This is a genomic window from Polynucleobacter sp. SHI8 (assembly GCF_027944005.1).
Taxonomy (GTDB): Bacteria; Pseudomonadota; Gammaproteobacteria; order Burkholderiales; family Burkholderiaceae; genus Polynucleobacter.
This window is the reverse complement of record NZ_AP027204.1, coordinates 577,335-601,078: the sequence shown is the minus strand read 5'-3', so window position 1 is coordinate 601,078 and position 23,744 is coordinate 577,335. Positions and strand designations below refer to the sequence as shown.

21 protein-coding genes are annotated in these 23,744 nt (G+C 41.2%); 6 read left to right on the top strand and 15 right to left on the bottom strand.

Annotated elements, in window-relative coordinates; all coding sequences use genetic code 11:
* Positions 1-2,181, bottom strand: a complete 2,181-nt coding sequence (gene cphA / locus QMN06_RS03090) for a cyanophycin synthetase (protein ID WP_281971064.1) — start codon at positions 2,179-2,181, stop codon at positions 1-3.
* 239 nt (positions 2,182-2,420) lie between these two features.
* On the opposite strand from cphA, the gene QMN06_RS03085 reads away from it, so the two are divergent.
* Together QMN06_RS03085 and QMN06_RS03080 are read left to right on the top strand one after the other, a co-directional pair.
* A complete protein-coding gene (locus QMN06_RS03085) occupies positions 2,421-4,634 on the top strand; it encodes an ABC transporter ATP-binding protein (RefSeq protein WP_281971063.1) in 2,214 nt (737 codons plus the stop codon).
* 14 nt (positions 4,635-4,648) lie between these two features.
* Positions 4,649-5,110, top strand: a complete 462-nt coding sequence (locus tag QMN06_RS03080) for a DUF1854 domain-containing protein (RefSeq protein WP_281971062.1) — start codon at positions 4,649-4,651, stop codon at positions 5,108-5,110.
* On the opposite strand, the gene QMN06_RS03075 is transcribed toward QMN06_RS03080, so the two are convergent.
* Complete coding sequence (locus QMN06_RS03075; protein ID WP_281971061.1) at positions 5,093-5,857, bottom strand: tRNA threonylcarbamoyladenosine dehydratase; 765 nt, start codon at positions 5,855-5,857, stop codon at positions 5,093-5,095. The genes QMN06_RS03080 and QMN06_RS03075 overlap by 18 nt on opposite strands.
* Positions 5,858-5,901: 44 nt before the next feature.
* Here QMN06_RS03075 and pdxH point away from each other — a divergent pair, with 44 nt between their 5' ends.
* Positions 5,902-6,537: a pyridoxamine 5'-phosphate oxidase gene (gene pdxH, locus QMN06_RS03070; RefSeq protein ID WP_281971060.1), complete on the top strand. Its 636-nt coding sequence runs from the start codon at positions 5,902-5,904 to the stop codon at positions 6,535-6,537.
* 2 nt (positions 6,538-6,539) lie between these two features.
* On the opposite strand, the gene msrA is transcribed toward pdxH, so the two are convergent.
* Positions 6,540-7,076, bottom strand: a complete 537-nt coding sequence (msrA, locus tag QMN06_RS03065; protein WP_281971059.1) for a peptide-methionine (S)-S-oxide reductase MsrA — start codon at positions 7,074-7,076, stop codon at positions 6,540-6,542.
* A gap of 34 nt (positions 7,077-7,110) precedes the next feature.
* On the opposite strand from msrA, the gene QMN06_RS03060 reads away from it, so the two are divergent.
* Positions 7,111-8,514, top strand: coding sequence for an aldehyde dehydrogenase family protein (locus QMN06_RS03060; RefSeq protein ID WP_281971058.1), 1,404 nt, complete (start codon positions 7,111-7,113; stop codon positions 8,512-8,514).
* 274 nt (positions 8,515-8,788) lie between these two features.
* A complete protein-coding gene (locus QMN06_RS03055) occupies positions 8,789-10,429 on the top strand; it encodes a DEAD/DEAH box helicase (protein ID WP_281971057.1) in 1,641 nt (546 codons plus the stop codon).
* On the opposite strand, the gene QMN06_RS03050 is transcribed toward QMN06_RS03055, so the two are convergent.
* From QMN06_RS03050 to hemC, 4 genes are read right to left on the bottom strand one after another with little or no spacing between them, the layout of a single operon-like run.
* On the bottom strand, positions 10,426-11,640 hold the full coding sequence (locus QMN06_RS03050) for a heme biosynthesis HemY N-terminal domain-containing protein (protein WP_281971056.1): 1,215 nt from the start codon (positions 11,638-11,640) through the stop codon (positions 10,426-10,428). The two genes, QMN06_RS03055 and QMN06_RS03050, sit on opposite strands and share 4 nt — an antisense overlap.
* On the bottom strand, positions 11,640-12,422 hold the full coding sequence (locus tag QMN06_RS03045; RefSeq protein WP_281971055.1) for a hypothetical protein: 783 nt from the start codon (positions 12,420-12,422) through the stop codon (positions 11,640-11,642). The genes QMN06_RS03050 and QMN06_RS03045 overlap by 1 nt, the downstream gene beginning before the upstream one ends.
* 43 nt (positions 12,423-12,465) lie before the next feature.
* A complete protein-coding gene (locus QMN06_RS03040) occupies positions 12,466-13,269 on the bottom strand; it encodes a uroporphyrinogen-III synthase (protein WP_281971054.1) in 804 nt (267 codons plus the stop codon).
* A 10-nt stretch (positions 13,270-13,279) separates the two neighbouring features.
* Positions 13,280-14,236, bottom strand: a complete 957-nt coding sequence (gene hemC / locus QMN06_RS03035; protein WP_281971053.1) for a hydroxymethylbilane synthase — start codon at positions 14,234-14,236, stop codon at positions 13,280-13,282.
* Between hemC and argH the strand changes: the two genes are divergently transcribed.
* Complete coding sequence (gene argH, locus QMN06_RS03030) at positions 14,235-15,659, top strand: argininosuccinate lyase (protein ID WP_281971052.1); 1,425 nt, start codon at positions 14,235-14,237, stop codon at positions 15,657-15,659. The two genes, hemC and argH, sit on opposite strands and share 2 nt — an antisense overlap.
* Positions 15,660-15,663: 4 nt before the next feature.
* Here the strand turns inward: argH and QMN06_RS03025 are convergent, their stop codons facing one another.
* The 8 genes from QMN06_RS03025 to fdh3B form a co-directional block, all read right to left on the bottom strand.
* Positions 15,664-17,916, bottom strand: a complete 2,253-nt coding sequence (locus QMN06_RS03025) for an arginine/lysine/ornithine decarboxylase (RefSeq protein WP_281971051.1) — start codon at positions 17,914-17,916, stop codon at positions 15,664-15,666.
* Between the two features lie 166 nt (positions 17,917-18,082).
* Positions 18,083-19,552 (bottom strand): Fic family protein, encoded by a 1,470-nt coding sequence (locus tag QMN06_RS03020; RefSeq protein ID WP_281971050.1) that lies wholly within the window; start codon positions 19,550-19,552, stop codon positions 18,083-18,085.
* A 363-nt stretch (positions 19,553-19,915) separates the two neighbouring features.
* Complete coding sequence (gene dcd / locus QMN06_RS03015) at positions 19,916-20,485, bottom strand: dCTP deaminase (RefSeq protein WP_281971049.1); 570 nt, start codon at positions 20,483-20,485, stop codon at positions 19,916-19,918.
* Between the two features lie 44 nt (positions 20,486-20,529).
* Positions 20,530-21,372, bottom strand: a complete 843-nt coding sequence (locus QMN06_RS03010) for a formate dehydrogenase accessory sulfurtransferase FdhD (RefSeq protein ID WP_281971048.1) — start codon at positions 21,370-21,372, stop codon at positions 20,530-20,532.
* A 62-nt stretch (positions 21,373-21,434) separates the two neighbouring features.
* The gene (locus QMN06_RS03005; protein ID WP_281971047.1) at positions 21,435-21,776 is read right to left on the bottom strand and encodes a hypothetical protein; all 342 of its coding nucleotides are present in this window, start codon (positions 21,774-21,776) and stop codon (positions 21,435-21,437) included.
* On the bottom strand, positions 21,773-22,867 hold the full coding sequence (locus tag QMN06_RS03000) for a formate dehydrogenase subunit gamma (RefSeq protein ID WP_281971046.1): 1,095 nt from the start codon (positions 22,865-22,867) through the stop codon (positions 21,773-21,775). Before QMN06_RS03000 ends, QMN06_RS03005 begins: the two co-directional genes overlap by 4 nt.
* Before the next feature lie 19 nt (positions 22,868-22,886).
* Positions 22,887-23,105 (bottom strand): hypothetical protein, encoded by a 219-nt coding sequence (locus tag QMN06_RS02995; protein ID WP_281971045.1) that lies wholly within the window; start codon positions 23,103-23,105, stop codon positions 22,887-22,889.
* A complete protein-coding gene (gene fdh3B / locus QMN06_RS02990; RefSeq protein ID WP_281971044.1) occupies positions 23,102-23,743 on the bottom strand; it encodes a formate dehydrogenase FDH3 subunit beta in 642 nt (213 codons plus the stop codon). The genes QMN06_RS02995 and fdh3B overlap by 4 nt, the downstream gene beginning before the upstream one ends.
* Between the last annotated feature and the right edge of the window lies 1 nt (position 23,744).

The following is a 23,744-nucleotide window of genomic DNA, read 5'->3' as shown; positions in this document are numbered from 1 at the left end:
TTACGCGACCTCCTCAGGATAAAAAGTTTCTATGCCTGTTTCGATAATTTCAAAAGGTAAACCACTCGCCCATGTAGCCGCAACCGCAGCAAGCATGGCAGACAAATTGTTTGAATTATCGTCTTGATTTAAAAAGTTTGACTCACTTACACCAAAAGAATAAATATGATTGAAGCCTTGTCGAAGGATGATTTTTTGATCTAAGAAAGTCACGTTACGACCACCATTATTCGACAAGTTAGTCAATGCTGTATTACTTGGATCAATACTATAAAACATAACTTCTGCTGGGCTAATTTCTGCCATCTCTACAACGAATGAATCATCTGCATTTAATACAGCAACCCCATTTGCATCGGGTATGACAACATCCACTTGGGTGCGGTAGATAGAAAATAATTGTTTCTCTTCAACAATGGATTGCTCTGGATAAAAAACAGATCGATCAATGCCTGTAACCACTCCAACAGAACATAAATCATAAGGCATACCTTGCATCAAAATTCCTTTGGCAGTTGATTCAATAACTGCTGCCTCTACTAATGGATTCAATAAAGTTCTTCTGCCACAATCCCATTCCGAACCACCATTTTTTTCAACTGGGCGATGATTAAAGCTAAGTCCATGCTGGGTAGATAGTGCTATGTAAAAATTATTTAATTTAAAGAAATATGCGCAGATTTGTGAAACTTGTGCAGATCGATAAGAACCACAAACTCCAATAATAGGAATACGGCTAGTTCGCTCTAAAGGGAATAAATGATTAATAATCGCCTGCCCCACTGGCTGAGCATTACCTTTTGCTGGTTTAATGTGCATGAGAAGCCCTGGACCAGCATTCACCTCTACAATTGCTGCGCCTTGCTCCTCTAAGGGTCTAGAGATATCCATCGCCACTAAATCAACTCCAGCAACATCAAGACCAACTACTTTTGCAGCTAGCACAACTTTTTGGGCTACTGAAGGATGAACCAAATCAGTCACATCAAATGCAACATTGCCATTACGTTGGATTAACACTTGTTTACCATCCTCAACAATACTCTCGGATGTGTAACCTTGACTTTTTAGCTCTAACTCCGCAATCGAATCAATGCGCACATGATTGAGAGGAAAATCTTCTGATGAGCCCCGTCTTGGGTCTGAATTAATTTGAATTTGAATAAGTTCTAGGACGGTGTGTTTACCGTCACCTACCACCTTACATTCCTCACCTTTTGCTGCAGCAACTAAATGATTGCCGACAACTAATAATCGATGCTCATCTCCAAGTATGAACTTTTCAACAAGGACGCCACTGCCTTCGTGTCTTGCAACTTCATACGCGGCGTAGACTTCTTCTTGCGTATGCAAATTAGTAAAAACACCTCTACCGTGATTGCCATCTTGTGGCTTAACGACTACAGGCAAGCCAATTTCTTGAGCAACTTCCCATGCGTGTTCTTGATTTTGAACTAATTCGCCATAAGGTATGGGTACTCCGACAGAGGCCAGTAATGATTTGGTTAAATCTTTATCTCTTGAAATAGTTTCAGCGATCGCACTCGTCTGATTGGTTTCTGCTGTCCAAATTCTTTTTTGTTGAGCGCCATATCCGAGTTGAACTAAATTTCCGGCAGATAAACGAATGTGCGGAATCAACTTTTCTTTAGCAGCATTGACGATACAACTCGTACTTGGACCCAAACAAAGATCATCAATCATTTCTTTCAAATGATCAATATTCGTTTGTACATCGTAATCACGATCTTGTATTAAAGCCAATAACAAATCTCGAGCATAGTGAATCGCTTGTGTTGTTACCTCTTGATGAGGTGTAGCAACAATTAATTTATAAATACCGGTCGTCGTACTTTCTCTTGCACGCCCAAACCCTCCAGCAAAACCTGCTAACCCTTGTAACTCAAGAGTTAAATGTTCCATGATGTGAACTGGCCAGGTGCCTTCTTCGACGCGCTTTAAAAAACCGCCTCTTTCTTCATAACTGCAACGATGTTCGACTAAGGATGGTAGCTTTGCCACTAAGCGATCATAAAATCCCGGAATTTTGTCAGAGGGATATTCTTCTAACTCGCCAATATCAACCAAAGCTTCTAAGACTTCTACCCAACACCACATGTTGGGGCCACGAATATACTTGATATCAAGAATATTAATTGTTTTATCAAGGAGTTGTGGCATCTAATCCAAGCTTTGAAAAAGGGTTAATTTGAAGTTAAAAAATCATTAAAATTGTCTTAAATTCTAACTTATAAATGCTATAACTCTAGAATGCTGAAAAAGTTGACAAATTTGTCCAAATTATGAGCTTTTGTTGAATTCATCGCTTTTACTTTGTTCTAGACTATACTTTTTTAATGTATCATCTGCGACCGTTACCGAACATAACCCCTCCGATTCATCCCCATTGGGAGAAAAAGGTGGATTCATCTTCGAAAATACTCTTAACTTGGGTTGAAATTGATCTTAACAATATCCTTCACTTTGAGAAATTTTTGTTAAGCTTATCGACTCAATCTGACAATAGTTCATCTTTTTATATTTCTCAAACCGATGAACAAGGTGTCGTTACTAATTGGTCAATTGAGGATGACTCCTACCTCAAACTAACCGATCATGCTGGGGTGGGTCATTTGTCACTGTATGGCAATCAAGGACTGATTCACACTTGGCATTACACCTTAGCGATTAACTCTCTAGTAACTCAATTTAAAGATCAGTTCCAAGAACGTCATCTTCTCATTGAAAAAAAACGTGCTCAAGATGCATCTATAGCGTCAGTGACGACATGCCCTAATTGTCAAAGCCCAATACCGCCGGAACAATCAGTGTGTATGGTATGTGATCCAGAAACTGAAATACCCCCATCAACCTTAACTTTGTTCAAGTTGTGGCGCTTTGCAAAGCCCTATAAAAAAGATCTTATTCTTGGTTTTATTCTCACGCTACTCTCAACTGCAGCTACCTTAGTTCCACCTTATATCAGCATGCCCCTCATGGATGATGTCCTCATTCCTTTTCAAACAACCCATGTAATGAACTATGAATTAGCTGCCATGTATTTGGGTGGGCTGTTATTGGCAGCGCTTTTTGCTTGGGGCCTTGGTTGGTGGAAAACGTATATTTTGGCTCTCGTGAGCGAACGTATCGGCATGGAACTGCGTACAAAAACATTTGCGCATTTGATTCATTTATCTCTCGAATATTTTGGTGCAAAACGAACTGGTGATTTAATGGCGCGAATCGGTAATGAAACCGATCGTATTTGTATCTTTTTATCCCTACATTTATTAGACTTTTTAACAGATATGATCATGCTGTTTATGACTGCAGCTATTTTGATCAGTATCGATCCTTTGCTAGCCTTGGTCACATTACTTCCATTACCTTTTATCGCCTGGATGATTCATTTTGTAAGGGATAAGTTACGCTATGGCTTCGAAAAAGTGGACCGCAATTGGTCCGAGGTTAATAACGTTCTTTCAGATACGATTCCAGGTATTCGAGTGGTAAAAGCGTTTGCTCAAGAGGACCGCGAAAATCAGCGATTTATCGTTGCCAATCAACGCAACTTAGAGGTTAATGATCGCGTCAATCAAGTTTGGTCTTCATTCGCTCCAACGGTTACTCTCTTGACCGAGGTTGGTCTATTAGTCGTTTGGGGATTTGGTATTTATCAAGTTGCTAATGAACATATTACGGTGGGTGTTCTAACAGCTTTTTTAGCCTATATCTCAAGATTCTATGGGCGCATGGACTCAATGAGTCGGATTGTTTCCCACACGCAGAAGGCGGCTGCAGGAGCAAAGCGTGTGTTTGATATTCTTGATCATGAGTCAAGTGTGCCAGACACAAAAAATCCAGTCGCCCTACCGAAACAAATCCGTGGTCAGATTGATTTGACGAATGTTGGTTTTCGATACGGCAATCGCGCTGTCACTAAAAATGTTAATTTACAAATAAAACCGGGGGAAATGATTGGGTTAGTTGGTCATAGTGGCTCTGGTAAAAGTACGCTCGTGAACTTAATTTGTCGGTTTTACGATGTTAGCGAAGGTAGTGTCAAAATTGATGGCATTGATGTTCGAAATATTGGAACAAAAGAACTTCGTCAATTATTTGGGATGGTTTTACAAGAACCTTTTTTATTTTTTGGCACGATTGCAGAAAATATTGCTTATGGGAAACCTCAAGCTACTCGGGCTGAAATCGTTCAGGCAGCAAAGGCTGCCAATGCGCATGATTTTATTTTACGCTTGCCCCTGGGATATGACTCCTTAGTTGGTGAGAGGGGTCAATCTCTCTCGGGTGGTGAGCGGCAACGTATTTCTATTGCAAGAGCGTTATTGATTGATCCGAAGATTTTGATTCTTGATGAAGCGACTTCTTCTGTAGACACAACGACTGAAAAAGAAATTCAAAAGGCATTGGATAACTTAGTCAAAGGTCGAACAACTTTGGCAATTGCTCACCGCCTTTCCACTCTCCGAAAAGCTGATAGGCTCATCGTCCTTGATAAGGGTGAAATTATTGAAGTGGGCAATCATGATGAATTAATGGTTGCTGAGGGAACGTACTATCAACTCTATCAAGCACAAGCAAGACACGCCGCAGAAATCGCTGAGTCTATTTGATGAAAGATCTATTGATGAACTTTAACCTTGAAAAAGATACTTTTGGGAATATTCGATTAGTTTTAGGTGATGGTCAGTCGCATGATCAAGTAAGAATTATTCGTGCATTCCCGATTTCTGATCCAGAAAATGGGTTTTCAATTGTGAATCAGGATGGTCATGAATTGGTATGGTTTGAATCTTTCGATCAATTGAGTGCAGAAAATCAACATATTGCTCGTTCATCTCTGGAGCAAATTGAATTTATTCCGGTGATTAGTAAAATCACTGACCTCAATACTTACGCCTTACCTAGCATTTGGGATATCGAGACTGATCGAGGTATAACGAAGTTAAAGTTAAAAACAGAACAAGATATCCGCCGCGTTTCTGCAGAAGCACTCCTCATTACGGATGCCAATGGGATTCAATACTTAATCAAAAACCGTAAAACCTTAGATAAATTTAGTAAAAAAGTTCTAGATCGTTTTATGTGAGTCAATTAATTGTTGCAGAATTTCTGCGGCTGCAATAAAACCAAAGGTTGCGGTAACTGTTACGGCTGAACCAAAACCAGCGCAAGATAATCCGCCACTAGCGACCCCTAATCGAGGCTCTGGTGAGTAAACAACCCGGAGGTTCAGTTTCTTTTTGGGATCTTTTTCAAAGCCGTATTGTTGTCTCAAACTAGCCCTAATTTTTGCCAGCATGGGATCATGTGTCGCCCGAGCTAAATCAACAACTTCAATTTTAGAGGGATCAAGTTTTCCACCAGCACCACCACTCATCACATAAGGTACTTTCTTTTGATGAGCCCATGAAGCTAAAGCTAATTTACTTGCAACATCATCCATAGCGTCCAAAATAGCAGCGCCCGGAGGCAAATACTCCTGGAAATTTTCTGGTTTTAAAAAATCATCGATGCAATTGATTTTTAACTCCGGATTAATCAGGGATAAACGTTGTGCCATAACTTCAATCTTTGATTTACCAAATTCTCCATCAAGTGCATGAAGTTGTCGATTGGTATTACTGATCGATACGTGATCAAAATCTATCAGGGTGATTTCGCCAACAGCACTTCTTACTAATGCTTCTGCGGCCCATGAACCAACCCCACCTAATCCTATAACAACGACATGTGCTTGTTGGAATATGGCATATGCAGAGTCGCCATATAAACGTGCAACCCCGCCCAAGCGACGTTCAACGAGTTCTAAAGTGGTGTCATTTGGAGTATTCATGATTCATTATTATCAATCATCTGTGAATTCGATATACTATCTTTATGCAAAATCTAGCTGATCTCAGAAAAACCTACGCAAGGGGAAGTCTTGCGGAAGAGGATGTTCATCAAGACCCCATGAAACAATTTGAAATGTGGTTTGAACAAGCATCACAAGCTCAGTGCCCTGAACCACATGCAATGACGCTAGCTACTGTCAATGGTGATGGTTCGCCGAGTGCGCGGATTGTTTTACTCAAGGGCATCATTGATCAACAATTTGTCTTTTACACCAATTACTTAAGTCAAAAAGGGAAATCCATCGCGACTCATCCTCAAGTGGCTTTATTGTTCTTTTGGCATGAATTAGAACGGCAAGTTCGTATTGAAGGTACTTGTGTCAAACTTTCTCCCGAGCTAAGTGATGTCTATTACCACTCGAGACCCATCGAATCCAGAATTGGTGCATGGGCCTCACCTCAAAGTGAGGTTGTTGAAAATCGCCATTATTTAGAGGCCCTTGAAAAAGAATATCGGTCACAGTTCGGCGATCATCCGCCAAGACCACCTCACTGGGGAGGCTATTGTGTGTTGCCCCAAAGGATCGAATTTTGGCAAGGTCGTCCCTCTCGGCTTCATGACCGTATCAATTACATTCAAGTCAATCAGTTTTGGAAAATTGAAAGGCTCGCTCCTTGAGCTTATTTCTTTTTCAGCTGTGCAAAAGTTTTACGAAATTTTTCTAACTTGGGTGCGACAACCCCCATGCAATATCCTTGAAATGGATGAGTTACAAAATAGTTCTGATGGTACTCTTCAGCCTTATAAAATGTTGGTGCTAGCATGATTTCTGTAACGATTGGATCACGATAAGTCTGTTGTTCTTTTAACTCTTGAATCACATCAAGTGCTACATTGATTTGCAATTCATCTTCACAATAGATCACAGAACGGTATTGACTACCAACATCATGTCCTTGACGATTCAAAGTGGTTGGATCATGAATAACAAAAAATACTTCAAGAATTTGTCGAAGTGATATCTCTTGAGGATCAAAATGAATTTGTACTACTTCAGCATGTCCAGTGGTCCCGTCACAGACCGATTCATAGTCTGGAAATTCAATAAATCCTCCAGCATATCCGGATATGACCTGATGAACGCCTTTTAATTCTTGATAAACTGCCTCTAAACACCAGAAACATCCACCGCCTAAGGTGATGAGTTGAGTTTGCATGTAATTTCCTTTTTCTTAGCTAAAATATCAATCTATGAATCCCCTACTTTACGACTTTGAACAAAATAAACTGGCTTTTATAGCTGAACCTCATCCAACGATTGAGGTGCGCAAAAATCGAATTCAACGACTCATTACTATGCTAAATGAAAATGAGGAAAATTTGTGTAAAGTCATAGAAGCTGACTTTGGTTACCGTCATCCTGTTGAAACACAACTCGCTGAAATTATATCTATCCGCCAAGAAGCTGCCTTGACGATTAAAAACTTAAATAAATGGGTAAAACCTGTAAAGATTAAAACACCATTTCATTTATGGCCCTCAAAAAGCTACTTAATGCCACAAGCAAAGGGTGTAGTTGGCATTATGAGTCCTTGGAATTACCCGTTAAGCTTAGCTCTTATGCCAACCATCTCAGCCCTTGCCGCCGGAAATCGAGTCTGGCTTAAGCCCTCTGATCGGACTCCAAGAACATCTGGGTACCTTGCCACATTAATTACCCAATACTTCAACCCTTTTGAAATTCAGGTAATTAACGGTGGTCCCGAAACTTCTGAATATTTTGCTAATCTCCCTTTTGATCATTTACTCTTTACGGGTAGTACAGCTACGGGGCAATTAGTATCCAAAGCTGCTGCAGAAAATCTTACACCACTCACTCTAGAGTTGGGTGGTAAATCTCCGGTTGTAATTGATACTACCGCTTCAATTAAAGATTGTGCCAGTCGTCTTTTGTATGGAAAACTCTTTAATGCTGGTCAAACTTGTATTGCTCCGGACTACATCCTTGTTCCTTATGCACTACGAGATGAACTTATTACTCATTTGAAAGATGCTTATGCATTGATGTATGCCGAGCAAACGCAGTTAACCAATGCTATTGATGAAAGACAAGAGTCCCGTTGGGCTGCTCTTTTAGAAGATGCAAAGTTAAAAGGCGCCCAACTCATCCCTCTTGGGGATACGCATCACCCAATGAATCATTTTATGCCTACCCTGATTATTGACCCCATCAGTTCAACGAAAATCATGCAGGAAGAAATTTTTGGCCCGATTCTGCCGATCATTAGTTATGGTGAACTCAGTGAAGCCATCGCATTTATTAACTCAAAACCACACCCGTTAGCCATGTATTGGTTTGGTCGTCATCGTGGTCGGTTAACTCAATTATTAGAACAAACTCAAGCTGGCGGAATAACTGTCAACGATACACTTCTTCACTTTTCCAATCCTTACTTACCGTTTGGCGGTATTGGGGCTAGTGGTATGGGTGGCTATCATGGTCAACATAGTTTTAATACTTTTACACACCTTAAGCCGGTTTTATCGATGAAAGGGTTTTTAGGAATCAGTAGGTTAGGCGGAACTAAGCTTGCCCACCCACCTTATGGGAAAAAAATAGACCATTTGATGAAAATACTTGGTAAGAAACAATAATTTCTTTAAAAATAGCAATATATTAGGGACAACCCTGAGTAATTCGTGCTATAGTCGCTCCTGTAGTATTTTCATCGTCCCCAGCACTGCTGACACAAATTACCTTTTTGGTATGTCTGTAAGTCTTTAAGACGTAGTCGTATCTAGATCTTATGGATAATTTCCCTAGAAATTCGGGAAGCGCCTACTCCTCATGTTGATGGTCGATGCCTTTTGACGACCTGTACCTATTTACGGTACTTACAACTTGGAGATCCCCTTGCGGGGAATTTATATGCCTATTACTTTTAAAGAGTTAAATTTACACCCAGCCATTCTTGAGGCGACAGCCGCACTTGGTTTTGAAAATGCCACACCAGTTCAAGAGAAGGTGATTCCCGCTGCCATTCAAGGTGGTGATTTAATGGTGAGTAGTCAAACGGGTAGCGGTAAAACTGCTGCATTTTTGATTCCACTGATTCATCAATTATTAATCGCCAACCCAAATGGCAAACCAGTACCAGGTCGCGCAGAACCGCAAATTTTAGTTCTCTGCCCGACTCGCGAACTCGCGCAACAGGTTGCTGCAGATGCGATTGAAATTGTTAAATTTGCGCGCGGTATTCGTATTGCCACAATTATGGGTGGTATGCCTTACGGTAAACAAATTGCCTCACTAAAAGGTGCGCAAATCGTAGTTGCAACACCTGGTCGACTGATTGATTTAAATGATAGTCGTGCGATTCGCTTAGATAAAGTGGAACATCTTGTTGTTGATGAAGCAGATCGTATGCTCGATCTTGGATTTGCTGAAGATTTAGAAAATATCCATCAGCGCTGTGAAAATCTCAAACAAACCATGATGTTCTCCGCAACTTTTGCACCAAGAATTATGGAACTTGCCAATGAATTAGTGAATGAACCTACTCGTATTGAGCTTGCTCATGCTGGTGATGTTCATACCAACATTACGCAAACGATGCACTGGGCAGATAGCATGTCGCACAAACATAAAATTCTGCGCCACTGGTTGTCTGATCCAAGTTTAGACCAAGCGGTTGTATTTGCAAGTACCCAAATTGAAAGTGAAGATATTGCTGATAATTTGCGTGCTGATGGTTTTGCTGCAAGCGCACTCCATGGTGCGATGCCCCAAGCCGTGCGTAATCGTCGCTTAGATTCTCTGCGCAAAGGTGTAACCAAAATTTTGGTAGCTACCGATGTTGCGGCTCGTGGTATTGATGTTCCTACCATTAGCCATGTGATTAATTTTGGCCTTCCTATGAAACCAGAAGACTATACGCACCGTATCGGTCGTACTGGCCGTGCTGGACGCTCTGGTATCGCAATTACGATTGCCTTACATAGCGAACGTGTCAAGATTCGTGGGATTGAACGCTTTACACAAAATACTTTAACGCCTTCTATTATTCCTGGACTTGAGCCACAAAAGAAACCTGAATCGAGTAGCTCTCGCCCTGGTGGTCGCTCCGGCGGTCCTGGACGATCTGGTGGCGGTCGTTCTGATCGCTCAGGTGGCGGAGGTAGTGGTCGTTCCGATCGCTCAGGTGGCGGTGGTCGTAGCAGAGCTCCAAATCGCTCAAACAGTGAATCGAACTTTACCAACAATGAACCACGTACAAGTAGCTTTTCTAATCCAAAACCACGTCAAGCTAGCGAAGCTAGCCCATCAAGTGGTCAGGAATTTAAAGATAGCAAATATGGTAAAGGTCAACGCAGCGATGCGAGAAGATCTGAGCCTAAAACGGAGAGCTTTGCCAAAAGTCCATCAAAGCCTTTTGGTGAATTTCCAGCAAAACCAAAAGTGAATGCAAATACTTCCGAACAGCGCTTTACCAAGCCAAGAGGTGAAGGATTTGCTGGTCGTGATAAACCCACTAAATCGTTTAGCAAATCAGGGTTTAAACCACGTTAAACCGAAGGGTGTAATTCCAACATGAGGCGCAATACTTCTTTTTGATGTACTGCGCTTTTTTCATGGTCTTCTATGTTTTCATAGATGCGCATCATACCTAATTCAGCACTAAGCTTCATTTTTGGAGTTGACCGTGAAGAGTCAAGCGTTTGCTGAAAACTAAAAAGTGCTTTACCCCATAATTGGCCATGTTGACATAATTGACCCAAGGCTAAATGAAGCGCTGGATGAGCAGGATCTTTTTGTATCCAATGCTCTAGCTTTTGAATCAAGCCAAGGCTTGGCGTGTTCGAAAGCGGATGGGTTGCACATTGAGGATATACACTCAATAAATCTTCATTCGCTGCAAGTTCTAAAGCATGATCTAAAATTCTTTTCGCCATATCTGAATTACCAACCATTAAAAATCCTTGGGCAAATAACTTTAACCACTGGGGATTTTTTTGAAACTCAGGATCAAACTCATTCCATTGCTTGAGTAATTCATCTTGAGAAATCCGACCACTTTTAATCCATTGCGTTAATGCTTCATGTATCCTGGCCTTACCTAAAGCGGGTGGCAAATATTTCTTTTTTAATAGACTATTTGCAATCTTTAACATTTCTGGCCATTGCTGCAAAATTTGATGTGCCCGCATGGCCAAAGATTGAACCACAAATTGTCGAGCACCACTCTTTTGGATTTGACTTAAACTTTTTAATGCATCACGTGCTTGTCGTTGATCAATCAACATTTGCGCATTTAAAATAAGCTTAGTCGTTTGAAATTGCTCCTCCTCAATTCGCTCCAACCAGCGGTCTCTGTCTTCATACTGTTTCATTTGATGACTCGCCTGAGCAGCCAGCATGTAACTGACTTGTGAAGTGCCCTCAAACCCCATCGCCACTTGCGCAGACTTCAAGGACTTTACATATCGTCCTGCAAATAAATGCTCAGTTGAATTTTGTAGTTCTTGCAGGGATCTTAATTCAAGTTGACGTTGACGATAATGCTTTGCTCGAAGCGGTAATTCAATGAAAAGAGAAATAATTTTAAAAAAATTAAATACAATAAAAAACCCGACAAACCCAAGAATCATAAAAAGATTCATCGATAAGTCAATTCGGTAAATTCGCCAATACATCGTGACATGTCCTTGGTTATTGGCAAATAACCAAGCTGCGAGAACTGCAGTGATCGCTAAAATAGCTAACCAACTAATCAAACGCATTATTTTTTATCACCTATCTCTTGACGATTGGGAGATGCATTTTTATCTAATTCTTGTAAATTCTTAAGAATAAGTTCAATTTCTTCCGTCACTTTCTGGGTATTTACATCATTCAGAAGGAAGTTTTTTTCAACTAAATTTTTTACCGTCATGACTTCTTGACTTGTTTGTTTAATATGCCCATTGAGCAATAAAGTTCTTGAGGTTAATAGACGTACTAAAATTTCTTCACGCAACACTTTTTGACTGTAATCCGTCATTGCTAAGTGCGTCACACTAGAGTCCATTACCTGGATCTTAACCAATTGATTAAAGTAATTCTTGAGAGGGTCCAATATATAGTTCCCTACTCTAGCCCACCATCTCATTTCAGCATTGACCGAGGTTTTATTCATCTCTACAACCTGTTTAGCTTGAGAAACTACTGAAGATGGCGATTGTTCAAACGGACGGATAGGGAGTTGTTCAACCAAGATACTTAAAGTATTTAATTTTTCAAATATCTCAAGTGATGCTTTGATTCCCACTGGAGAACTATTGACATTCTCAGCCTGCACATCTAGTGCATGTCCCAAGATTTGATTAAAGTTAATCAATTGCTGACTATTCGTTGCTAAGACTGCTTCTATTTTTTTGATCTGTTGCGATAAAGAATATATTTTCATTCCACCCCAAATCATCAGAAGAACCACAAGGGTCGCTCCAATCATCAATAGCCAATTCTGAGCTGGATTTTTAATTGGTGAGGCTTTTATGGCCTCGGATGGTTGCGCATCAGTCATGCTGCTTTATTCTTCTCTATCAAGATTAACTTTACTCATTACATCATAATGCTGTTTTACATAGATGAAGCAGGGTTTTAATCAACTCTTCATCTCCTGGCTCAATCATGTCCACAGAGCCCAATCCTAGTTGTTGCATTTTGGCACCAATTCGTGGATGAGAAACAATAGCTTTGTCATGGCTTAAGAAACTAGGATCGATACCTAATTCTGGCAACCTGGTCGCAAGAAAGTCTCCGGCCTGTGATGAATTAAAAACCCATAGAGATGATTGCTTGGGATCGACTAACTTCCATGCGGGATGATCTAAAGACAATGCTTGACGTTGGTAGACGGCAAACTCTTCAATGTGAGCCCCGGCTTCCGTTAAATGCTCTGCGAGAAAATTTCTACCGCCTTCACCATGAATCATCACCATGCGACAATCTTTCCAATCAGCTTGCGTATTTTGTAAAGCTTGCCATAATCCTTCTGAGTCCCAGGCACCTGAATCAGTTGGCTTGACGATCTCCTGAAAAGAAATCCCAGCATCCCTGATACTTTTCTCACTTCCACCGCCAACTACTGCTACATGAAGATGACAAGGCCACTTTAAATCATGCTTTTTTAAAAGTTGATCACTCATCAAAAATGCGTTAGGGCTTACAAAACTGACCCATTTAGCTTGTAATAATGCGCGGTGCATAGCTTGTGCTAAACCTTCTTGATCAACCGGCACAATCTCAATCAGAGGTAAAGAAATAATTGGAACTTCAATTTGATGTTCTAAAAATATTTCAGACAAGCGCTTTTGCAGTTTGATGTTCTGAGCGTGTGGTCTAGTAATCAGGATTTTGGCAAATTGCATTGATTTGAATTTACTTTCCTAAGTCTGCAATCAATTGCTCAGCACCATCTTGAATCAAGGAGTCTGCTACAAGATTCCCTAAATCAATTGCTTGTTGAAAATCCTTTACTTTGCCACTCGACGACGCTTCAATGATCTGTGTCCCATCCATATTTGCCACTAGCGCTTTGAGATGTAGGGTGGTTTGGTAATTATCCCAAGTCGCATAGGCTGCAATCGGGATCTCACAAGATCCTCCAAGCCGTCTAGAGACCTGACGCTCAGCAGTAACTTGATACGTAGCTAATACGTCACGCAAGGGGCTTAATTGCTCTGCTAGATTCTGATTATTGGATCGTATTTCAATACCCAAAGCTCCTTGACCTGCGGCTGGCAACATGTCCTCCGGTAAGATTTTCATCTTCATTCGAGAAGCAAGCTCTAGACGTGTCAGTCCTGCCGCAGCTAGAATCATTGCATCAAACTCACCTCGATCTAATTTAGCTAACCTTGTATCTAAATTGCCGCGCAGTGGCACAACCTCTATATGGGGAAAATTCTTTTTAACTTGAGCTTCTCTTCTTAAACTGGAAGTGCCAAGTTTTGAGCCTTTGGGCATTTGTTTTAGGGAGTCATATTGATTAGAAACAAATGCATCAGAAGGATCTTCACGCTCCAAAATAGCCGTTAATTCAAAACCATCTGGCATTTCCATGGGAACGTCTTTTAGGGAATGAACCGCCAAATCGGCGTGACCTTCTAGAAGAGCATTTTCTAATTCTTTAATAAAAAGGCCCTTGCCGCCAATTTTTGATAAGCTTTTATCCAGAATTTGGTCGCCTTTAGTGGTCATTCCGAGGATAGTAATTTCACAACTTGGATATAATCCTTGTAATAGTGCTTGAACGTGATTTGCTTGCCACATGGCAAGCCTACTTTCACGAGAAGCAATGACTAACCTCTCTGGGGGCATTAAACTTATATTCATGTCATCATCCAATAATTCACTCGATAATAAATCACAAGCGTGGTCAGCACGTTTTTCTGAACCAGTTTCGGAACTTGTTCAACGATATACCGCTTCCATCGGCTTCGATTACCGCATGGCCGAAGTCGATATTCAAGGCTCTTTGGCTCATGCTCAAATGTTAAGTGAACAGGGCATCATCAACTTAGATGACTTCTCTAAGATTCGCTCAGGCCTTCAACAAATTCTGCAAGATATCCAACAAGGTCATTTTACTTGGAAATTGGAGCTGGAAGATGTTCATCTCAACATTGAAGCAAGATTAACCCAATTAATCGGCGATGCTGGTAAACGTTTACATACGGCAAGATCACGTAACGATCAAGTGGCGACAGATATTCGTTTGTGGTTAAGGGATAGTATCGATCAGTCCATTCACCAACTTCAAGAGCTTCGTTTAGGCTTTTGCTCGCTCGCTGAAAAATATGCCCATATGATCATGCCTGGGTTTACCCATTTGCAAGTTGCTCAACCGATTACCGTCGGGCATCACCTCATGGCCTACGTAGAAATGCTGGGCAGGGATGTCAGTCGCCTAAAGGATTGTCGTCAAAGACTCAATTATTTACCCCTAGGCTCTGCAGCATTAGCCGGCACAAGCTACCCAATCAATCGTCAACGTGTTGCTGAACTCCTTGGCTTTGATGGTGTTTGTGAAAACTCCTTGGATGCGGTATCAGACCGTGATTTTGCTATTGAGTTTTGTGCATGTACCAGTTTAGTCATGACCCATATCTCGCGCTTTTCTGAAGAACTCGTTATTTGGATGAGTCCACAGTTTGGCTTTATCCAATTACCAGATCGCTTTTGTACCGGTAGTTCGATCATGCCACAAAAGAAGAATCCTGATGTGCCAGAACTTGCTCGCGGTAAAACTGGTCGAGTCAATGGTAATTTAATTAGTCTTTTAACCCTGATGAAGGGTCAAGCCCTTGCCTATAACAAAGATAACCAAGAAGATAAAGAACCATTGTTTGACTCTGCAGATACGTTGATTGATACCCTGCGCATTTTTGCTGATATGGTGCCTCACATTACATTTAATGAAATGGCGCTGCGTCAAGCGGTGCAAAAAGGATTTGCAACAGCGACTGATTTAGCTGATTACCTAGTCAAAAAAGGCATGGCGTTTAGAGATGCTCATGAAGCAGTTGCCAATGCAGTGAAGGTATGTGCCGCTCAACAGATTGACTTAGCTGATCTGAGTCTTGCTGATCTCAAACAAGCTTGCCATCTCACAAATGATGCCATGATGAGTGAGGATGTGTTTTCGGTGTTAACACTTGAAGGCTCAGTGCAAGGACGCAGCCATATTGGTGGCACTGCGCCCGCACGAGTGATTGAGGCTATTGCTAAAGTTAGAGCAAGTATTGCAAATTCTTAGTGGATTAGGTGTTCTTCACACAATCCACGAAGTAAGTCTTGCGACCATGCACTTCTTCTTTAACCAAGCCATGAATGTCAGTTTCAAAGCCTGGGAACTTCTCATTGAATTCTCTGGCAAATTTCAAATAATCCACGATCCTTTTATTGAAACGTTCGCCGGGTATGAGCAACGGAATCCCCGGTGGATATGGCGTGACTAACATCGCTGTAATGCGATTTTCTAAATCGTCAATATTCACACGTTCAATATCACGGTGTGCCATTTTTGCAAAAGCTTCTGAAGGAGGCATCGCAGGAATCATATCCGATAAATACATCTCAGTGGTCATCCGAGCCACGTCATGACTTCTGTAAAAATCATGGATTTTATTGGCAACATCTTTTAAGCCCATGCGCTCATATTGCGGGAACTTAGTTGCAAAATCCGGCAAAACACGCCAAATTGGCATATTTTTGTCGTAATGGTCTTTAAATTGCTGTAACTCCGCGACGAGCGTATTCCAACGACCTTTCGTAATCCCAATCGTGAACATGATAAAGAAAGAATATAAACCGGTTTTTTCAACAATCACGCCGTGCTCAGCCAGATACTTGGTCACGATACTTGCAGGGACACCTTCTACACCAAAGTTACCTTCAATATCTATGCCAGGAGTCACTACGGTTGCCTTGATTGGATCAAGCATATTGAAGCCTTCAGCTAAATTGCCAAAGTTATGCCAAGTATCATTTTTATGCAAAATCCAATCATCTTGAACACCAATACCTGAGTCAGATAAATGATCCGGGCCCCAAACTTTGAACCACCAGTCATGTCCATACTCTTCATCTACTTTTAACATGGCGCGACGAAAATCAATAGCCTCAGCAATCGATTCCTCAACAAGCGCAGTACCGCCTGGTGGCTCCATCATTGCAGCTGCAACGTCACATGAAGCAATAATGGCGTACTGAGGGCTCGTTGAGGTATGCATCAAATACGATTCATTAAAACACGTTGGATCTAATTTACGATCTTCAGAGTCTTGCACCAAAATTTGCGATGCCTGAGAAATACCCGCTAATAATTTGTGCGTCGATTGTGTTGCAAATACTAAACTTTTCTTTGGACGATTTCGATCACGTCCTACTGCATGCATGTTTTTATAAAAATCATGGAAGGTTGCATGTGGCAGCCATGCTTCATCAAAGTGCAGGGAGTCCACTCTTCCATCTAACATCTCTTTAATCATCTCCACGTTATACACAACGCCATCATAGGTACTTTGCGTAATTGTCAAAACACGCGGCATCACATTTTTATCTTTAATAAATGGATTGTTATCAATCTTCTTTTGGATATTTGCCCACTCAAACTCTTCTTTCGGAATCGGGCCAATAATGCCGAAATTATTACGCGTTGGCATTAAAAATACGGGGATGGCGCCCATCATCATGATCGAGTGCAGTACTGACTTATGACAGTTACGATCTACAATCACGACATCACCTGGGGCTACAGTGGAATGCCAAACAATCTTATTGGAAGTAGATGTGCCGTTGGTCACAAAATATAAATGATCAACACCAAAGATGCGTGCCGCGTTACGCTCAGATGCGGCTACAGGACCTGTATGATCCAACAACTGCCCGAGCTCTTCAACTGCATTACAAACGTCGGCACGAAGCATGTTCTCACCAAAAAACTGATGGAATATTTGTCCAACTGGACTCTTTAAAAAAGCGACGCCGCCGGAGTGACCTGGGCAATGCCAAGAATACGATCCCTCAGATGCGTAATGAATGAGTGATTTGAAAAATGGTGGCGCTAAAGAATCTAAGTAGACCTTCGCTTCACGAATGATGTGACGTGCCACAAACTCTGGAGTGTCTTCATTCATGTGAATAAAGCCATGCAACTCGCGCAAAATATCGTTCGGAATATGTCTAGATGTCTTGGTTTCGCCATACAAAAAGATTGGAATATCTTCATTACGACGACGAACCGCTTTTACAAACAAGCGGATTTCTTCAATGATTTTTGTCATGCCCTCTGGGTCAGGATCAATAAACTCCTCATCATCGATCGACAAAATAAAACAAGAAGCTCGTGCTGCCTGTTGTGCAAATGAAGTCAAATCACCATAGCTGGTTAAACCCAAAACCTCCATACCTTCGTTTTGAATGGATTCGGCTAGATCACGAATGCCAGAACCTGAGATGTTTTCTGAGCGAAAGTCTTCGTCAATAACAACGATGGGAAATTTGAGTTTCATGGATTTCCTTTTAAAAAGGGTTATTAAGTTGGACTTATTATCAACCTAAATTCTTTCAATTGTAAAAAACTATTAACTTAGCTGTGGACAACCCCATTAAGGAGTCATTAACCGCATTTTATGAGGCCCTAATTGATAGAGGTATTGAGGGTTTTGATCTCCTGAATCAGCCCATTACCTTTTTATATTGGGCCTCAACGGCATCAAATATCTCAACTGGAACTGTTGCGACAAACTTCTTACGCCGGTTAGTCGATAGCTTTCCATTTTGTTCCATACAGGTCAGAATTAGCGTATTAAGATCCTTGCCCCGAACATCATACTGATCATCTATAGCACGATAAATGAGATCGTACTTTGCCAAGAACTCCATTTCTTCCCTTAAGTCTTTTTCTAATGCTTGCTTAGCCATCTCCAATCCAAACTCAACACAGGCAGTAGCATTCCAATAGCGATATAAAGAATCATCAGATTTGAATGTCATTCGATAGTCATCACCATCAATCCAAATAACCTCCCAACGCTTGCGCGCGGGTTCAGAAAAGCTCTTAAGAGCAGCAAGGTATAAATCTTCATTACGCTTCATCGCAATAGATACTGGTAGAAGTAAGCCATTCTTCAAAGAACCAGACTGGCACAAAGCATGATGAAATAGAAATCGTGACAAACGCCCATTACCATCCATAAATGGGTGGATGAAAACAAAACCGAATGAAATAATCGAAGCTGCAACCAAGGGGTCAATCTGATTTGGAGATACATTAGCAAAATGGACCAGGCTCTTCATCAAATCATTAACGATCTCATGTGGTGGCGGAACATACGTTACGCCAGCAGCCCCTCGTAACGGGCTACTTAACCAGTTTTGCTCATGTCGATAATGAGTTGCTTTATCTAATGGATTTGTTATGGCGGTATTTTGTAATCCAACCAAGTACTCTTCATTCAATTGCGTTGTTAGGTGCGCTTTTTTCAGCAACTCTACAAATGCTTCTGCCTTAGAAGCACTTGGTGTTTCATGTTCAATCTCAAAAGAGCTTCTGGTCTCGCTTAAATATGCCCAGGACATGGCTCTATCTGATGCTCCCTCACCTAGCTCTGACAGAAATTGATTGGCTTTTTGCAAAATATTGAACTCAAGCAAACTATTAATACGTGCAGTTCGCTCCACCGTTACGCAGTAATCCAAAGAACCCAGGCCATTGAAATTAACCCGCCATTTAGCGTTGCGTATGCTTGGGCCAGTAATGTATTTTTTAGGGTCAAATAAATTAACCATTAGCCCAGTAATTGTTGGCACACCCTTTAACTCTTGCTTATTAAAGGCTTCCCACAAAAAACAAGCCGTACGAATGTATACCCCCGTTGGCGATTCGCTCATGGCAACTAGCATATCTTGGGCTGGGATTTTTCTTAGAGCCTGCGATAGCAATTGGAGATTAACCCCCTCATGCTTTAATGCAAATAAAAGGTGACTTAATGGGCGACCATCCTTGGGGGCTACTTTTGCCGGTATCAATAGCGCGCCTCGGGTGGCTGTTACACTGGTTACCGAGGCAAGGCGTGCGGGTACTAGCGGTTCAAAAGCACTCAGACCAAGCTGACTTTTTACTTGTGAATAGCCTATATCACTCATGTTTTTCTCATGCCACACTTTTTCGTACAAAAACTTATCTTCTCACACTTTTTCGTACGAAAACATACTTTTTCTTACAAAAACATACTTTTAAATACTTTTTCTTACAAACTTCAACAAATTCTTACATTTTTAAACATATCCTCACTTTTTCGTACGAAATAGAGGTCTAAGCACTTTTTTAATATACAGCACCCAAAAGCTTGTATTTCCTTGAATATGCAGTTTTGTTGGCACGTCACCTAATGATCAAGAGAATATGTCAACCGATGAACTGAACCATCGTTTGCCAATGCTCTAGCTAATGGGTCTGCAGAGAAACTTACCAATTTAAACGAATCAGTCAATTACTTTTCCAAGTAATTAAGTCTTCGGTAATGTAACTCCGACTTGTCCTTGATATTTACCATTTCGATCTTTATAAGAGGTCTCGCATACTTCATCGCTCTCAAAGAACAAGACCTGCGCACATCCTTCACCAGCATAGATTTTAGCTGGCAATGGTGTGGTATTGGAAAACTCTAGGGTGACGTAACCTTCCCACTCAGGTTCAAATGGGGTGACGTTCACGATAATGCCACATCTTGCATAGGTGCTTTTACCCACACAAATAGTCAGTACATTTCTCGGAATTCGGAAATACTCAACCGTTCTTGCTAAAGCAAAAGAATTGGGGGGGATAATACAAACATCTCCATGGAAATCCACAAAAGACTTTTCATCAAAATTTTTCGGGTCAACTATGGTGCTATTGATATTAGTAAAAATCTTGAACTCAGGGGCGCAACGGATGTCATAGCCATAACTAGATGTGCCATAACTCACTATTTTTTGTCCGGCATCATTCGTACGAATTTGCCCAGGCTCAAATGGTTCAATCATGCCCTGCTCGGCACACATTTTTTTTATCCAACGATCTGATTTAATTGCCATTTCAGTTATTCTTTACGTTAATTGATGATGTTTAATTATGAAACTTACGCGGTTTGACTTGGTGCTCTAAATTGTATTCTGTTTGCACCTTCATAAACTAAAAAATGTTCTCCAGAACAACGGGCCATGATGGTCATTTTAATTTGTTTTGCAAGAGACAGTCCCATTTGCGTAACTCCTGAGCGAGTGAGCAAAAATGGTATCCCCATTTGTCCGCCCTTAATGACCATCTCAGACGTCAATCTTCCAGTTGTATAAAAAATTAATTGCTCACCTGACATTTGATCTAACCACATGAGTCCTGAAATCGCATCGACTGCATTGTGACGTCCAACATCCTCAATGAAATAAACCAACTCTGGTCCATCTTCATTATTTTTAAATACAGCGCAGGCATGCACTGATCCAGCTTTTTTATAAATAGAAGGATGGGTGCGAATACAGTCAATCACCTTTTCAATATGTCCCTGAGATAAATAAACATCTTCTGGTATCTGAAGTGCTTCTAGCTCACTCATAAAGTCCCCAAACATGGTCCCTTGACCACATCCAGAGGTGACCGTTTTTTTCTCTGTTCGTTGTGCGACTGACTCTGGTGAAACATTGGTTTTAACAGCGACGGAGTCCGTCTCCCAATCCACCTGAATACTCTGTATATCAGTGATCGATGTAACTAGGCGCTGATTTCTTAAATATCCTAAAGTTAGGGCTTCAGGTGCCCCTCCAAGAGTCATCAATGTCACCACTTCTTTTTTATCAAGGTAAATGGTTAAGGGACGCTCACCTGGAATTTCAATATCTTGGATTCGCCCCTTTTCATCAATCACCTGAATTTGATGAGTTAATGGTAGTGCTTCGTTCGAAAGCTGGGGACGATAAGAGTTCATGAAATGATGATACAAGAAAGCCCTTTATGAAGAACATAAAGGGCTTATTAGTAGTTAATTAATTATTTTTTAGCAGTGTCTGCAGGTTTTGCAGGTGCATTAGCCACTTCGGCTGGTTTTGCAGGAGTAGCCGTTGCAGCAACATCAGGAGCCTTGAATTCCCCTGGATCAACACACTCAGGTGTTGAAACCACTTTATCCTTCACAGCATATGTTTTTGCAACTTTATTTTGTGCATTACACAGCAAATAGGCTGCTTTTTTATCACCATGTGCGGCTTTCGCTTTAGCTAAATCAGCAGCTTCTTTTGCTTCAGGAGTTAAATCTGGCAACTTGGCCAAGCTTGCAAAAGAAACGCTCATCGCTAACAAAGCAACGGATGTTAAATAGGTTATTTTTCTCATGTTGTTGTCCTTACTATTTTCTTCGCAATATTACTTAAAGGTGCATTTTCTGGTTCGCGTGAAGCAGGTATTTTTCCAGAATTGATGTCATCTAACCAAATACCATGATGCTGCCTTGCCCAAGATTCATCACAGTAACCGGTTTTCATACCATCAAGGGCACCTTCAGTTCCGATGGTACCAATGTAGATATGGCCCATCACAAACACCATAATGAGGATAGCGCTAATAACGTGCACGATATTAGCAACTTGCATAGTGCCACGCCAATACTCTAAGCCAGGAACAATCATATCTAAGACCCAACCTGAGCCTGCAACAATGGTACCAAGTGCTGTCATACCTAACCAAAAGTAGATTTTCTCACCGGCATTGAATCTTGCGGCATCAACGTGTCCAAAGATTCCACCACCAGATTTTATCCAAGCCCAGTCGCCTTTTTGCGGTAAGTTATCTTTTACTACCATCACAAAAAATACAACAATGCTTACGGTAAACAGTGGTCCAACGATATTGTGTACATTTTTAAAGATAAACAAAATAATGCCATGCACAGAGTGTCCAATAATTGGCATCAAGACATGTTTACCAAATAAGATAAATAAACCTGTTATGGCTAATGTGACAAAACTATAAGCCATTGTCCAATGTACTAATCTCTCAAGAGCAGTGAAACGCTCAATTTTTCGGCCAGTTGGGGGTTCGTTCAGTTTGATTGCACCTTTCATAAAATAGAGCGCTGCAATAGCTGAAACAACTAAAACAAGGAGCCACCCACCAAACACAGTAATGACGCCATTACGCAACAAGCGCCAATCTTGACCTGACTTTTGAATCAAAACGCCCGCTTCTTTATTTGGAATTGAAACATAGTGCGCTTCATCAGAATTCACGGCACGCCACATAGGAGCGTTGTTTGCTGGTTGAGTTACTGCACGTTCCCGCTGCGCTTTTGCATCAGACCCTTTTTCTACATCCATAATGTTTGCAGATTCAACTTTTGGGGCGAGTGTTTGCGCGTGAGCAAAACCAAGCATTGAACAAACGAATACCACCATAAAACTTGCAAGTAATTGTTTGAAATGATTCATGCCTTATCCTTTTTGAAAATTACTCGACGCGAGTATATTCGTCTTGCCCTTTTGCGCGAGACTTTAATTGTACTTCCCAGCTTGTTTTATCGCCTGGAGTCCAATTTTTCTCTACATAACCATTTTTAGCACCCATATAGGATGGCAAATCTACATTTTTACGAGTTCCAATGTTCTGAACTTTTTCTGAACAAGCAACTAAAAATAATAAGCAGAGTAATGTCGCGATGATTTTCATGATTTTGCTCCAGCAGCAGGAGCAGCATCTTTCTTCGGCATACCGTAAGCTGTACCCCAGCCAAATACATCTCCACCCGCAGCTTTACCATTACTTTGACGATGTGTAACACGGTTTCTGAAAATATCTGAAACCACATCACCATCACCAGCTAATAGCGCCTTGGTTGAACACATTTCTGCACAAGCAGGTAACTTACCTTCAGCTAAACGGTTACGGCCATATTTTTCAAACTCAGCTTGTGAACCATGCTCTTCAGGACCGCCGGCACAGAACGTACACTTATCCATTTTGCCGCGCATCCCAAATGTTCCTTGGCTTGGGAATTGAGGCGCGCCAAACGGACATGCATAGGAGCAGTATCCACAACCTATACAGGTATCTTTGTTATGTAATACAACACCTTCATCTGTTTTGTAGAAACAATCTACAGGACATACTGCCATGCAAGGTGCGTCTGAACAGTGCATACAAGCGACAGAAAGGGATTTTTCTGCGCCAATTTCACCGTCGTTAATCGTAACAACACGACGACGATTCACGCCCCAAGGTACTTCGTGTTCGTTTTTACAAGCTGTGACACAGCCGTTACATTCAATACAACGCTCTGTGTCACATATAAATTTCATTCTTGCCATG

Coding starts and splice junctions, on each gene's coding strand:
- QMN06_RS03080 (WP_281971062.1), top strand. CDS start 4,649: ATGAACTTTAACCTTGAAAAAGATACTTTTGGGAATATTCGATTAGTT.
- QMN06_RS03025 (WP_281971051.1), bottom strand. CDS start 17,916: ATGAAACTCAAATTTCCCATCGTTGTTATTGACGAAGACTTTCGCTCA.
- pdxH (WP_281971060.1), top strand. CDS start 5,902: ATGCAAAATCTAGCTGATCTCAGAAAAACCTACGCAAGGGGAAGTCTT.
- msrA (WP_281971059.1), bottom strand. CDS start 7,076: ATGCAAACTCAACTCATCACCTTAGGCGGTGGATGTTTCTGGTGTTTA.
- QMN06_RS03010 (WP_281971048.1), bottom strand. CDS start 21,372: ATGAACTCTTATCGTCCCCAGCTTTCGAACGAAGCACTACCATTAACT.
- QMN06_RS03075 (WP_281971061.1), bottom strand. CDS start 5,857: ATGAATACTCCAAATGACACCACTTTAGAACTCGTTGAACGTCGCTTG.
- QMN06_RS03005 (WP_281971047.1), bottom strand. CDS start 21,776: ATGAGAAAAATAACCTATTTAACATCCGTTGCTTTGTTAGCGATGAGC.
- QMN06_RS03040 (WP_281971054.1), bottom strand. CDS start 13,269: ATGCAATTTGCCAAAATCCTGATTACTAGACCACACGCTCAGAACATC.
- QMN06_RS03055 (WP_281971057.1), top strand. CDS start 8,789: ATGCCTATTACTTTTAAAGAGTTAAATTTACACCCAGCCATTCTTGAG.
- cphA (WP_281971064.1), bottom strand. CDS start 2,181: ATGCCACAACTCCTTGATAAAACAATTAATATTCTTGATATCAAGTAT.
- fdh3B (WP_281971044.1), bottom strand. CDS start 23,743: ATGGCAAGAATGAAATTTATATGTGACACAGAGCGTTGTATTGAATGT.
- QMN06_RS03050 (WP_281971056.1), bottom strand. CDS start 11,640: ATGCGTTTGATTAGTTGGTTAGCTATTTTAGCGATCACTGCAGTTCTC.
- QMN06_RS03045 (WP_281971055.1), bottom strand. CDS start 12,422: ATGACTGATGCGCAACCATCCGAGGCCATAAAAGCCTCACCAATTAAA.
- QMN06_RS03000 (WP_281971046.1), bottom strand. CDS start 22,867: ATGAATCATTTCAAACAATTACTTGCAAGTTTTATGGTGGTATTCGTT.
- QMN06_RS03020 (WP_281971050.1), bottom strand. CDS start 19,552: ATGAGTGATATAGGCTATTCACAAGTAAAAAGTCAGCTTGGTCTGAGT.
- QMN06_RS03060 (WP_281971058.1), top strand. CDS start 7,111: ATGAATCCCCTACTTTACGACTTTGAACAAAATAAACTGGCTTTTATA.
- hemC (WP_281971053.1), bottom strand. CDS start 14,236: ATGAATATAAGTTTAATGCCCCCAGAGAGGTTAGTCATTGCTTCTCGT.
- argH (WP_281971052.1), top strand. CDS start 14,235: ATGTCATCATCCAATAATTCACTCGATAATAAATCACAAGCGTGGTCA.
- dcd (WP_281971049.1), bottom strand. CDS start 20,485: ATGGCAATTAAATCAGATCGTTGGATAAAAAAAATGTGTGCCGAGCAG.
- QMN06_RS02995 (WP_281971045.1), bottom strand. CDS start 23,105: ATGAAAATCATCGCGACATTACTCTGCTTATTATTTTTAGTTGCTTGT.